Here is a 12,705-nt window from a genome sequence, read left to right on the forward strand (position 1 = left end):
CTATCTATTTACGCTTATATACATAATTAGCATAGTTATTGCTACTACCTTTATTTAATCTTATCCTAAGTTGATTTTTGAAGATATTAACCATTATGATTCATTCATTTACTACATACTTTACTCGAAATATCTTTTTTCTTTTTCTACTGGTAACTTTTCATGAAGTTGCTTTAGGACAACAATGTCCGAATGCGCCTAGTGGTGACGATGGTGGTAGATTTAGCATTAATAATCACCCCGAAATCATTAAATCTGATGGAGATGGCGCTCTCAACGTTAATAACATTCCTTCTAATTTTTGTAGAGGTGAACAAATAACCTTAGAAGACTTGGTAACAGGTGGAGGCTCACGCTCTTTTGAAATTACTCAAAATGCAACTGTTCTTTCTACCTCCAACGCAATTCCTGTACCTAGCAACACAAACTCAATCACCACAACTTTACCGACTACCCCAGGCATTTACTTTATCAAAAGTTTTGGTAGTAGTGGCGGTTCAGGCTATTATGCTTGTAAGGTTATTCAGATTGTAGATTTTGAAAAACCAAAATACACTGTAAAATTATGTGATGAGCCGGGAACTACTACAATGAAAAAAGTTACTATAACTCTGTTAGATGTCCCATCCAATAAATTGTTTGATTCTTACACTTATTCTATAACCCCTTTTGGTGCCTCCCCTAGAAGTTTTAATGTTTCTACAAGTACTTATCCACGTGAGATAACACAAACTATAAATAGTAGTATTTTGGGTTTCGATTTTGTCATAGAAGGTAAAAGTCAATATGGTAAATGTTCTGAATCTGACCAAAAGAGACTCACCACCGTCTCAACTCCTATAGTCCCCATTATATTCAATGTTGTTATTGATAATGGGATTTCATTAAATGTAGCAGCGACTGCTGGAATAGAGCATAAAATTTGGATGCGTGATCCTATAAGCGAATCAACCTATAATACAACTGGTACACCGGTTTATACTTACACACCTACTGCCTCTCTAGTAGGTGAAATACAAAAATTCTCTGTCCCTGATCCAACCAAACAATATTGCTTTAAAGTCAATGCCTTTGATATTTGCAATGCGAAGACTGTTGAAAGTACCAACGAAATTTGTACCACACCACTCAGGGGCGATACCAAGCAAGGAGGTAACACCATTATTTGGTCAGTAGCACAAGGTAACCTACTTGGCAACACTTTTCGTTCATACGATGTATTCAAAGTAGATGCATCTGGCACTGAATCACTTGTAAAGACCATTACGAGTATTGGTAGTAATTTGTATGATGATACAGATGTTATTTGTGGAGAAGAATACACCTATAAGGTCGTAACTAATTACCAATCCAAATCCATTTCCAATTTACTAAAACTAAAAAACACTTCCGTTCCTCCTACACCTCTAGGTAAGTTAGTTAGTACCGTCATTGGTGGACAATCGATTCGTGTAACGTCTTTGGAAAAAGAGGGAAATGATTTACCAACATTCACAGCTTTCAACTACTACCGTGCCAACAGCATCAATGGCAATTATACTAAAGTACATTCGGGTACGAGTGCTTTTTGGGATGATACTTCGGTCAACCCAAGCGCTCAGCAGTATTGTTTCTATATGACATGGACAGGTGGCTGTGGCGAGTCTCAGCCATCTTCTAAGATTTGCCCCATTTTTGCTCAAATGCAAGGCTCTTCATTAATTTGGTCTCCCGAAAGCTCTTTTACAGATCCTATCATAGAATATAAAATTTTCAGAGTAAATCCCAGTACAGGGCTTCCCATTAATACATCAGGGTCTGGTTTGCCTTATACAAGCACCAAAAATTCGCTCAACCTTACTAACTTAAATATTCCAGAAGCAGAGGGACAAACCATTTATTTAGCAATAGAAGGCTCTACTGGCAATATTCCCACCACGCTTTCTAACTATATAGAATATCAACGTCCTTCGTTGGCGCTTTCAGCACAAGCATTTACGCCTAATGGCGATGGGCTCAATGACACCTTCTATATCCAAGGCCGATTTATCAAGGCTACTAAAATGTCTATTTTTGACCGTTGGGGTAATTTGATTTCATTTATAGAAAACACCAACTATCAAAGTAATCCACAGTTAGGTTGGGACGGAACAAGTTCAAATGGCAATAAAGTACCAGCAGGAAGTTATGTCTTTCAGATTCAAGTCGAAGATCTTTCTGGCAATATCATCACCAAAGAAGGAAGCATTGTGGTAGTTTACTAAGCGGTTTCATTTAGTAACGTTTTTGGTGACTTGAGGGAAGAATTGTAACTTGCAAGTCCAAATGAGCGTAGACTCATGAACTAATTTTTGATTATCCAAAACAAAGCAAATAAGTTATGTTCGACATGATGGGAATGCTTGGAAAGGTCAAAGACCTTCAAGCAAAAATGAAAGAAGCACAAGAAACATTGGGAACAATCGTTGAAACTGGTGAAGCTGGTGGTGGTATGGTAAAAGTAACTATCAATGGCAAAAAACAATTGCTAAATGTTGAAATCGATGAAGATTTATTAAAACCTTCTGACCGTGAAGTAGTACAAGATTTGATTGTAGCAGCTACAAACATTGCCATGGGTAATATCGAAGGCAAAATCAAAGAACACCTACAGCAAGCTACCAATGGACTTCTCCCGAATATCCCAGGTTTAGATTTAGGAGGAATGTTTTCATAAAACATGCAATAAATGAGTGGTTGATTAGTATGTAGAATCAAGATCTGTACTAGTCATTTTACCTAAATTTTTTGTGAATAAATTCACAAAAACACTCATCAATCATTCAACAATACGCTAGAATGTCTATCAAAATTCAAAATCTTACCAAAATTTACGGACAGCAAAAAGCTGTTGACAATATTTCTTTTGAGGTTAATCAAGGTGAAATAGTTGGTTTTCTCGGACCTAACGGTGCAGGAAAATCCACTACCATGAAAATCGCGACTTGTTATATACCTGCCACTGAAGGTTCTGTAGAAGTATGTGGTTATGATGTACAAAAGTCGTCAAAAGAAGTGCGTAGAAATATTGGTTACCTCCCTGAGCACAATCCGCTTTATTTGGATATGTATGTCAAGGAATTTTTGAGTTTTATTGGGGGCATTTACCAAATCAAAGGCCATCAACTGACGCGCAGAATTGAAGAGGTGATTGAGTTGGTGGGTTTACAAATTGAGCAAAAGAAAAAAATCGGTCAGCTTTCAAAAGGCTACCGTCAGCGTGTAGGGTTAGCCCAAGCCTTGATCCATGACCCAAAAGTTTTGATTTTAGATGAGCCTACAACAGGTCTCGATCCCAATCAGCTCGTTGAGATTCGTCAGGTTATCAAAAATATTGGAAAAGAAAAAACAGTGGTATTCTCTACACACATTATGCAAGAGGTAGAGGCTATCTGTGACAGAGTCGTGATTATCAACAAGGGTAAAATCGTAGAGAACCAAGCACTATCGACATTGGTACAAAACGGACAGTCGTTAGAGGATACTTTCCGTAAATTAACGATTTAAGAAGGTTAAAACCTTTAGGGTGGCCAAATTTAGTGATTTAGTGATTGAACATAATCACTAAATCACTAAAATAAAGATGATACATCTTTATTTTAATCAAATATTTCAAATTTATCTGCATCCAAATAGGCTGGAAATTGCGTTCTAAAAGTATTCAAATCTTCTTTTGATAGTGTAATAGTAACGGTAGCTTCTTCATTACTTTTTTCAAAAAGATATTCTCCTTTGAAATTCAACACTGCCGAATCTCCCGAAAAAGCATAATCATTACCATCTTTCCCCACTCGGTTTACCCCAACTACATAGCTTTGATTTTCGATGGCACGAGCTACAAGCAAAGATTTCCAAGGATAAGCCCTCGCAGCAGGCCAATTGGCAACATATATCAGCACATCATATTCTTGAGCAACATTGCGCGACCATACAGGAAAACGTAAATCGTAGCAAATCAAAGGACAAATCTTCCAGCCTTTTAACGTGGCTATTAATCGTTTGTTACCTCCTTCATAGTGGTTATGTTCGTTGCCCATTCTAAACAAATGACGCTTATCATAGGTCTGAAATTGTCCGTCAGGTTGCATCCAAATCATACGATTAAAGACCTTCTCACCCTCCCGAATCATCACACTACCCAGAATCACAGCTTTTGTTTGAGCAGCTTGTTGTTTCATCCACTTGAAGGTGGTCAAATTCATGGGTTCTGCAAGCGTTGTATTCATCGCGAAAGAGGTGCTAAACATTTCTGGTAATACAATCAAATCCGTGTCCTCTTCTATTTGCGCTATTTTTTCTTCCAACATAGCCAAATTCGCTATGGGATTTTCCCAATATAGTTCTGTTTGTATGAGCGTAACTTTAAGGTCTTGCATTTTCTATTTAGATTTGGAATGGGAAACTCTCTTCTTCTTTTTACCGTTGTATTTTCATGCAAAAAGTACTCAAATTTAAAGGAAGTAACCTTGAATCATGACGATATTGGGGAATACTTTTGTGGTAAATGAGTAAAAAAATCTATTTTTTCGGTTTATTGAGAGGAAGATTTAAGTATCCAATCATCAGTTTTAGAGCATAAAAGCGACTTTTCAAAAAATAAGTGTTTTCAAAAACTAACAAATATCAGCTATTTGAGGTTTCTTGAATAATGTTACTGGCTTAGTTGCTAAACCCGCTTGTCTGTTCCAATATTCTTGCCTAATTTTACAGACAGTTTTTTAATATAACAAGAATCTAATTTTTAACGCATAGCGTCCTAAATATCCTAGAATTATCTTAAACAAATGAGAGAAATACAATTCAGAGAGGCTCTTCGTGAAGCCATGAACGAAGAAATGCGTCGTGACCAATCAGTTTTTTTACTGGGAGAAGAAGTAGCCGAATACAATGGTGCTTATAAAGTTTCGCAAGGAATGTTGGATGAATTCGGGCCAGACCGAGTAATTGACACGCCAATTGCCGAGCTAGGTTTTGCAGGGATCGCTGTAGGTGCTGCCGCTAATGGTTTGCGTCCTATCGTTGAATTCATGACATTCAACTTCTCATTGGTAGCTATTGACCAAATTATCAACTCTGCTGCCAAAATGATGTCAATGTCAGGTGGTCAGTATTCTTGTCCAATGGTTTTCCGTGGACCTACAGGTAATGCTGGTCAATTGTCTTCACAACACTCTTCAAACTTCGAAAACTGGTTTGCTAACACGCCAGGTTTGAAAGTAGTTGTGCCTTCTAACCCTGCTGATGCAAAAGGACTTTTGAAAGCTTCTATTCGTGATAATGACCCTGTTATTTTCATGGAGTCTGAATTGATGTACGGTGACAAAGGACTTGTTCCAGATGGCGAATATCTTATTCCTATCGGAAAAGCAAACATTGTGAAAGAAGGTACTGATGTTACAATTGTAACTTTCGGTAAAATGTTGCCACGTGTAGTTATGCCAGCAGTTGCTGAATTAACTAAAATGGGTATCAATGCTGAAGTAATCGACTTGAGAACAGTTCGTCCTATCGATTATGAAACAGTTCTTGCTTCTGTGAAGAGAACCAACCGTTGTGTAGTAGTTGAAGAAGCTAACCCTATTGCTGGTCTTTCTTCTGAGATTGCTTACAATATTCAACGTTGGGCATTTGATTATATGGACGCTCCAGTAATCCGTGTAAACTCAAAAGACTTACCTCTTCCATATGCACCAACGCTTATCGATGAGATTTTGCCAAGCGTTCAACGTACAGTTGATGCAGTAAAGGCAGTACTTTATAAAAACTAATTCCTAAGGATAAAATTAAGTTCGGTAATTAAATTCACTAACTGAATTTTTATTCATAGAATTTTCAAAAAATCTTAGTCTTCGCAGGCTAAGATTTTTTTGTTTTAATACTATTGCAATTATATGTAACAACAGATACCGTTCTGCGATTATAACTAATTTTCATTCACTCATAATTATTTAATACTCTCATACAAAACTACTTTATCATGTTCAACAGACTCTCTATCAATAAAGTGCAAATTTTAAAATATGATTTATATCAATCATAACCATTTTTGAGCACTAATGTATTTGGAATAGTGATTTTCAATGTCTATTTTAGAGTTACAAAGCCCATAAAATTTTATACTCATGAAAAATCACTATCTATTTATTATTCTGCTATCCTCCGTCTTTTTGTTTACACAATGTAGCGAAGACCTATCGATGGAGCCATCGAGCCCTGAGCACAATGGTCTAAAAATTGACCTAAGCTCTATTTACAGAGGGGTATATCTCGACAGTTTGAAATACATTGTCGGCGATCAAGGTAAGGAGAACGCACTATTACAATGGTGCCAATACAACAACTTCACTACGGTAACTTGCTACGATTTGTACACGTTATTAGCAACATCGGCGGGGTATCCCAAAGTAGCGGCGTTTATTCGTAAAGCACGTACACAGTATGGCATCACTACCGTTACCGCCTGCATGGGTTCGGCTAGTGCTTTTACAACGACTATCAATAATTATAATGCTAGCCGTACAGATGCCCTCGAAAAATTTGATTATGCTAACTTGGAACTTGAATGGTGGAATAAAGCTGCAACCTTTAAAAGCTACCTAAAAGAATTACAGGGAATCAATGCTTGGGGAGATGCACAAACAACCCCAGTACCTACTGAAACCTATATTGGATGGTTCCAAAATCCTACGGGTCAGGAGTTGACACAAGCAACAGGAATTGTTACAAATACAGATCGCGTATTAGTCCACGATTATCAAACCACTCCTACTTTTAGCTATATGCAGAGCCGTTTGCAATGGTTAGGAAAGGCCGCTAAAGCCCAAAACAAAATTCAAAAAGTGGTATTCTTATTTAGTGCTGAACCAACATTCTCATTTAACTATTTTGTCAATAACAGCTTTGATAACACCTACTTAAAAGTACTAGGTGAATATCAAGCTGCTTCATTCACAGGAAAAGAAAATCTTGAGATTATTGGTTATCAAATTTTTGCCCAATCAGAAGGACGTGCCGCACGGCCAATGATGATTCAATAGAATTTGAGTATCAATGCTGAATGATGAGTGGTGAATTGTGAATGTAAATTTTTAATTATCAATATTTCACATTTAGGGCAATTTCAACTCTTAAGATAAGATACTGATAAATAACACTTTACATTCACAATTCACAATTCAAAACTCACAACTCTCTAGGTAAATATAAGCTTCAGACAAGCAATTACTAGTCCCAATGCCAGCATATATCGTAAGGTCGGGATATTGAATCTATGACTACCGTAATAAGCCCCAACGGTACCTCCTACTATAGTTGCCATCACTGCATAAATCAAATCTGGCTGAATCACCAACGTTCCTTTTGAGATAGCTCCGATCAATCCCGAAACGGAATTGACAAAGATAAATAATGCCGACACCGCAGCCGTTTGTTTGAGTGTTGCCCAGCCCATTACTAGCATTACAGGACTCAGGATAATACCTCCGCCAATACCAATCATTCCAGATAAAAGTCCAATCACTGCACCAGTCAACAAGGCACCAAACAATGGGATTTCCTTTACCTCATGCTCAGATTTTTCGAATTTCACTAGCATTCTTACAATTGAGATAAGAATACATACGGCTAAGATTTTTTTATAGATACTATCAGGCAGTGTATAAGTTGCCCCTAAAAATGACATTGGGATACTGGCAACAGCGAAAGGCCAAAAAAGCTTAATTTTGAAATGACCCGCACGATAGAAACCAATAAAAGAAAACAATGATACTGCCAAATTCATAATCAGTGCAGAGGATTTCATCAATGCTGGAGCAAAACCCAACAATGCCATCACAGCAAGATACCCACTCGCCCCGCCATGCCCTACCGAAGCATATAAAAAAGCCACTGTTGCCAGCATCGCCAGCATTAAGATCATTTGGGAAATATCCATGAATTCAATTATAAGTTGTAAGCAAGCTTAGCCGTTTCGAAAAATTCTATTAATTTTTCACGGTTACTCGTTTCGCTATTTTTGTAAAAATATAACGTATGGATTAAAAAGACAAGACTTGAAGAAATATAAATGAAAAATGAGACTTGTAGCTAAACGATACCTAAGATGTGACTTTTTTGATTGAAGGCTTCTGTTTCTTGTTTCAAAAAATCTTTAAACCTTTGTTGCAAAGCTTTATATTCGACAATAGCTTTTACTCCTTCATCTGTGACTACTGCCCCACCTCCTCTTTTTCCACCCACTTGGGTAATCACAAAAGGCTTAGAAGACTGGACATTCATCGAATTAATCAATTCCCATGCTCTTTTGTAAGACATATTCATGGCTTTGGCTGCTTGTGAAATGGAGCCATGTTCGATGATCAATTCCATCAACTGGATTCTTCCTTTTCCTAAAAATCGGTCGGTGCCATCAGATTTTTCAATCCAAACAGCCCCCACAACCTGATAAGATTCTTTTTCTTGACTCATATATTGGGTATTAAGTATTAGTGCTATTCGACGAATTATGAATTTGTCGTGTACCTAGCATTTTAAAATCATCCATTGGGTATCAGTACTTTATGAAGGATTATAAAAACTGTTTATATCGGATGTTGGATTTCGGAAGTGTAGTTTTCTATTTTTTGCAAAAAACAAAGGTATTTCACTTTATTTCCGAAATCAGAAATTCCAAATCCGCAATGGCTTACAAATTTTGTTACAGTCCTACTTCACTATTCATCAAAATCACTATTTCATAAATGTATAGGTATTTTTTGAGAAAAATATCTTTTAAAAACACCAAATTATCTTTACAAACTATTATAAAACATGAAAAAAATTACAACTGCTTTATTGTGTTGTTTTCTAGCAACGGCATCCATTTTGGCACAAAAATATGTGCCTAGTCCCGAAAACCTCAAAGCTCGTCAAGAATTTGATGAAGCTCGCTTTGGAATGTTTATCCACTGGGGCGCATCAAGTGTTTTGGGCGATGGTGAATGGGTTATGAACAACAAAAATATTAAAATAAAAGATTACCAAAGACTCCAAAGAGCTTTTAATCCAGTTGATTTTGATGCAAAAACATGGGTCGGTATTGCCAAAAACGCTGGTATGAAATACATTACCCTCATTACTCGCCACCATGATGGCTTTAGTAATTTTCATACGCAATATTCTGACTGGGGCATTGCAAACACCCCTTTTAAAAGAGATATTGTTAAAGAAATCGCAGATGAATGTCATAAGCAAGGTATCAAAATATGTTTTTATTATTCGCTATTGGATTGGTATCGCACCGATTATCCTTACGAAACTGGTAAAACAGGTAAGGGTACTGGACGTACCGAAAAAAGTAACTATGCCAGCTATTTACAGTTTATGAAAAATCAGCTTACCGAGTTACTCACCAAGTATGGAGAAGTGTCAACTATTTGGTTTGATGGACATTGGGACCAGTTAGACAACGATCATGATAAAACATTGCAATCTAAAATAGACTGGAAATACGATGAAATCTATTCGCTGATACACAAACTTCAACCACAATGTTTGATTGGCAACAACCACCATTTGTTACCAATTGATGGTGAAGATTTCCAGATGTTTGAGCGTGATCTTCCTGGCGAAAACAAATCGGGTTTATCGGGACAAGAAATTGGTAAATTACCTCTCGAAACCTGTGAAACACTCAATGGCTCATGGGGATATAATATCAAAGATAACAGTTACAAAACGCCAAAAGAATTAGTTGATTACTTGGTAAGAGCAGCAGGCTATGGTGCCAACTTTTTGTTGAATGTTGGACCAATGCCAAATGGCGAAATACAACCAGAATTTGTCGAAAGGTTAGCCAAGGTAGGTGATTTCATGAAAATATACGGCTCAACGATTTATGGTACGCAAGGCGGATTTGTTCGTCCGCAAGATTGGGGTGCTGTAACCGAAAAAGGCAATAAAGTATATCTTCATTTACTAAAACAAAAAGAAGATAAGTGGATGATTAAAATACCTGTAGCATTCAAAACGGCTAAATATTTTAAATCTGGGGCACCAGTGAAGTTCCAAAAATTAGATAACAACTTCGTTGTTTTTGATATTAATCCAGCTCAAAGAGATGAATTAGACACGGTGATTGAGCTGGAAAAATAAAATTACCTTGTCACATTTAAGCGTTTGATTTTATAGGGAATGGTGTTTTGAGCGCCATTCCCTATTTTTTTAACACAATTAGAGAAAGTATTGTAAAAAGTAGAGCATTTTGATAGATTTTTTTATTTTTACTACAAACTTTTAGTTCTTAATCTATCAAACACCTTATAATGATGCAAGAAGCCTTTTTACACCATGTTTGGCAATTCCAAAAATTCAGTAGCCTTTCTTTGGTAAGCACACAAGCAGAACCAATTCAAGTATTGAAAGTGGGCTATCACAACACTCACGCTGGAGCGGATTTCTTAGAAGCTCATATCCAAATTGGTGTTGTCGAATGGATAGGAAGTGTGGAAATACACCTTAAATCCTCCGACTGGGAACAACATACGCATCAGCATGATCAGTCGTATGGCAATGTTATTTTACACGTAGTTTGGGAAAATGACCGTGAGGTATATCGCCACGATGGCACCATAATGCCCACTTTGGTTGTAAAAGACCTCATTGATGTACGTTTGTTACAATCCTATTCAGCTTTTATGGCAAGACCCACTCAAATTCTCTGTCAGGGACAATTTGAAGAAGTTCCTTTTATCCGAAAACTAGGAATGCTAGATAAAGCCTTGTTACTGAGACTTGAAAAGAAAGCTCATCATATTATGGAGCTTTTTGCTAAGTGTAATCAAGATTGGGAAGATGTAGCTTACAGATTATTGGCTAAAAACTTTGGCTTTGTGGTCAATGCCGAACCTTTTATGAGATTAGCCGAAAATTTACCCCTCAAATGTATTCATAAGCATCGAGATAACCTTTTTCAGATAGAAGCCATGGTATTTGGGGTAGCAGGTTTACTCGAAGTAATCGAGGAAAATGATGATTATCAACAAAGTTTGAAGCAGGAATTCAAATTTTTGTCGGCCAAGTATCAACTCAAACCTGTGATTGAGAGTCATGAATGGAAGTTTTTGAGAATGCGACCTGCCAATTTCCCGACAATTAGGTTAGCGCAATGGGCAGCCTTAATTGGGAAAAATGCGAATCTTTTTTCCTTAATGATCTACTTTAAAGATACCCAAACTATAGAATCACTTTTCAGTATCAACACTTCTCCTTATTGGGAAAATCATTATCGCTTTGGAAAATCTACTGAAACAAGAGTAAAAAGTTTTGGAAAAAGTTCTTTTGAAAATATCCTTATCAATACCGTTGTACCATTGATGGCAGGATATGGCAGATATAAAAACGAGCCAGTATTAGTCGATAAAGCTATCGCTATGTTGGAAGAAATTAAACCCGAGAAAAACCACATTTTAGCTATTTGGCAAGAGTTACACTTACCAATCAAAAATGCGGCTGACTCGCAGGGAGCTTTAGAATGGATGAAAAGTTTTTGCCATACTAAGCGCTGTCTCTCGTGTGAAGTTGGCTTATTTCTTCTTCGCTAGATTCGAGTGCTCTTGATTTGAGTACCGTCTCACGAATAATATCATCTAATTGTTGAGCACTGATTTTAAGCATTTCGACCAATACTTGAATACTGGGTGGAATAATTTCATTTTCTAACAAATCCACAGCCCCAAGGATATTAGCCACAGGATGCCTGATTACATGTGATTGGGTATAGGCAATCTCTTTGAGTTTGGAGTTTTGGTCAATAATAATCTGCTCACGCTCTTTTACTTTACTTATGTCTTGAATAATTGACCAAATACGAGGTTTGCCATGTTTATCAATAACAAGTCTTCCATTTAATAGAATCGGAATGGTATGTCCATCTTTATGGATATATTCTTTCTCATAAGGGCCATAACTTCCTAAGTTATGCAAACCCCTAAGCTGTTCTTGTTCCTGTTCTTGATAAGATTGAGGAGTTAGAGTCCAATAGTCTATCTTCAAAAGCTCTGACTTAGAGTATCCTGTCATGTTAGATAAGGCGGTATTTACTTCCAGAAAATGCCCGTCCATCGAATTCACGGCAATACCTACAGGCGATAACTCAAAAAGGCTACTATATTTATTTTGATGTTCAAGCAACAAAGCATTCATGTTGATAGTTTGCTCGTTTAACTCCTCCACATGGGTGATATCGTGTCCTATACAAAGAATCTCCAGAGGTTCTTTGTTGTCATTTAATTGTAGTGAAAACTCCCATTGTGTCCAAAGAAAACTATTGGCAATATGAGGTTTTCGCAATACTACAGGAAAGGGCTTTTCAGGCTCAGCAAAACATAGCTGAATCACCTCAGCACATTTTTGATGATCATCAATATAGACCGTATCAAGACTAAATACCCCCACCAAATTTTTACCTAAGTACTCAAATCGTTTTTGAAAATATGGTGATACATATGTAATAAAACCCTCTAGGTCTATTTTTACCATGTACAGATAGTTAGAGTTTTTAATAGCATCAACAATGTTAGACATAATATTTCATGTGTTAGTTCTGGTCTTCTATCAAGATAGAAGTGTAAGGCAATTATAATTCATCAATAACATTAGCGGTAGTTTGAAGCTGAGTTGGGAGTGGTTTGTTTTTATAAAAATAAATCT

Annotated in this window: 10 protein-coding genes and 1 pseudogene; 7 read left to right on the forward strand and 4 right to left on the reverse strand. The window is 36.9% G+C overall.

From position 1 onward, the window contains the following. The first annotated feature begins 95 nt into the window (after positions 1-95). The 3 genes and pseudogenes from QM524_RS08010 to gldA form a co-directional block, all read left to right on the forward strand. The gene (locus QM524_RS08010; protein WP_283344159.1) at positions 96-2,243 is read left to right on the forward strand and encodes a T9SS type B sorting domain-containing protein; all 2,148 of its coding nucleotides are present in this window, start codon (positions 96-98) and stop codon (positions 2,241-2,243) included. Between the two features lie 116 nt (positions 2,244-2,359). Next, positions 2,360-2,695 (forward strand): YbaB/EbfC family nucleoid-associated protein, encoded by a 336-nt coding sequence (locus QM524_RS08015; protein ID WP_095160286.1) that lies wholly within the window; start codon positions 2,360-2,362, stop codon positions 2,693-2,695. Between the two features lie 122 nt (positions 2,696-2,817). Continuing rightward, positions 2,818-3,474: pseudogene (gene gldA, locus QM524_RS08020) on the forward strand (gliding motility-associated ABC transporter ATP-binding subunit GldA); the annotation flags it as partial. Positions 3,475-3,617: 143 nt separating this feature from the next. On the opposite strand, the gene QM524_RS08025 reads toward gldA, so the two are convergent. Beyond that, entirely contained in the window at positions 3,618-4,394 is a 777-nt protein-coding gene (locus tag QM524_RS08025; RefSeq protein WP_283344160.1) for an amidohydrolase, read from the reverse strand. A 408-nt stretch (positions 4,395-4,802) separates the two neighbouring features. On the opposite strand from QM524_RS08025, the gene QM524_RS08030 reads away from it, so the two are divergent. Together QM524_RS08030 and QM524_RS08035 are read left to right on the forward strand one after the other, a co-directional pair. Further along, positions 4,803-5,786, forward strand: a complete 984-nt coding sequence (locus QM524_RS08030; RefSeq protein WP_283344161.1) for a pyruvate dehydrogenase complex E1 component subunit beta — start codon at positions 4,803-4,805, stop codon at positions 5,784-5,786. Positions 5,787-6,140: 354 nt separating this feature from the next. After that, on the forward strand, positions 6,141-7,055 hold the full coding sequence (locus tag QM524_RS08035; RefSeq protein ID WP_283344162.1) for a hypothetical protein: 915 nt from the start codon (positions 6,141-6,143) through the stop codon (positions 7,053-7,055). A 155-nt stretch (positions 7,056-7,210) separates the two neighbouring features. Here QM524_RS08035 and QM524_RS08040 read toward each other — a convergent pair whose 3' ends face one another. Continuing rightward, positions 7,211-7,951, reverse strand: coding sequence for a sulfite exporter TauE/SafE family protein (locus QM524_RS08040; RefSeq protein ID WP_283344163.1), 741 nt, complete (start codon positions 7,949-7,951; stop codon positions 7,211-7,213). Between the two features lie 152 nt (positions 7,952-8,103). Next, positions 8,104-8,484 carry a winged helix-turn-helix domain-containing protein gene (locus QM524_RS08045; RefSeq protein WP_166553459.1) on the reverse strand — a complete coding sequence of 127 codons (381 nt, stop codon included), beginning with the start codon at positions 8,482-8,484 and terminating at the stop codon, positions 8,104-8,106. 342 nt (positions 8,485-8,826) lie between these two features. Between QM524_RS08045 and QM524_RS08050 the strand changes: the two genes are divergently transcribed. Continuing rightward, a complete protein-coding gene (locus tag QM524_RS08050; RefSeq protein WP_283344164.1) occupies positions 8,827-10,149 on the forward strand; it encodes an alpha-L-fucosidase in 1,323 nt (440 codons plus the stop codon). A gap of 170 nt (positions 10,150-10,319) precedes the next feature. After that, positions 10,320-11,597, forward strand: coding sequence for a DUF2851 family protein (locus tag QM524_RS08055; RefSeq protein ID WP_283344165.1), 1,278 nt, complete (start codon positions 10,320-10,322; stop codon positions 11,595-11,597). On the opposite strand, the gene QM524_RS08060 is transcribed toward QM524_RS08055, so the two are convergent. Continuing rightward, the gene (locus QM524_RS08060) at positions 11,551-12,579 is read right to left on the reverse strand and encodes a PAS domain S-box protein (RefSeq protein WP_283344166.1); all 1,029 of its coding nucleotides are present in this window, start codon (positions 12,577-12,579) and stop codon (positions 11,551-11,553) included. The two genes, QM524_RS08055 and QM524_RS08060, sit on opposite strands and share 47 nt — an antisense overlap. Positions 12,580-12,705: the final 126 nt, after the last annotated feature.

Source organism: Flectobacillus roseus, assembly GCF_030056595.1.
Lineage (GTDB): Bacteria > Bacteroidota > Bacteroidia > Cytophagales > Spirosomataceae > Flectobacillus > Flectobacillus roseus.

What these genes read in the sequence shown, in the direction of transcription:
- QM524_RS08050 (WP_283344164.1), top strand. Translation starts at nt 8,827, where the DNA reads ATGAAAAAAATTACAACTGCTTTATTGTGTTGTTTTCTAGCAACGGCA.
- QM524_RS08010 (WP_283344159.1), top strand. Translation starts at nt 96, where the DNA reads ATGATTCATTCATTTACTACATACTTTACTCGAAATATCTTTTTTCTT.
- QM524_RS08060 (WP_283344166.1), bottom strand. Translation starts at nt 12,579, where the DNA reads ATGTCTAACATTGTTGATGCTATTAAAAACTCTAACTATCTGTACATG.
- QM524_RS08040 (WP_283344163.1), bottom strand. Translation starts at nt 7,951, where the DNA reads ATGGATATTTCCCAAATGATCTTAATGCTGGCGATGCTGGCAACAGTG.
- QM524_RS08015 (WP_095160286.1), top strand. Translation starts at nt 2,360, where the DNA reads ATGTTCGACATGATGGGAATGCTTGGAAAGGTCAAAGACCTTCAAGCA.
- QM524_RS08035 (WP_283344162.1), top strand. Translation starts at nt 6,141, where the DNA reads ATGAAAAATCACTATCTATTTATTATTCTGCTATCCTCCGTCTTTTTG.
- QM524_RS08055 (WP_283344165.1), top strand. Translation starts at nt 10,320, where the DNA reads ATGATGCAAGAAGCCTTTTTACACCATGTTTGGCAATTCCAAAAATTC.
- QM524_RS08025 (WP_283344160.1), bottom strand. Translation starts at nt 4,394, where the DNA reads ATGCAAGACCTTAAAGTTACGCTCATACAAACAGAACTATATTGGGAA.
- QM524_RS08045 (WP_166553459.1), bottom strand. Translation starts at nt 8,484, where the DNA reads ATGAGTCAAGAAAAAGAATCTTATCAGGTTGTGGGGGCTGTTTGGATT.
- QM524_RS08030 (WP_283344161.1), top strand. Translation starts at nt 4,803, where the DNA reads ATGAGAGAAATACAATTCAGAGAGGCTCTTCGTGAAGCCATGAACGAA.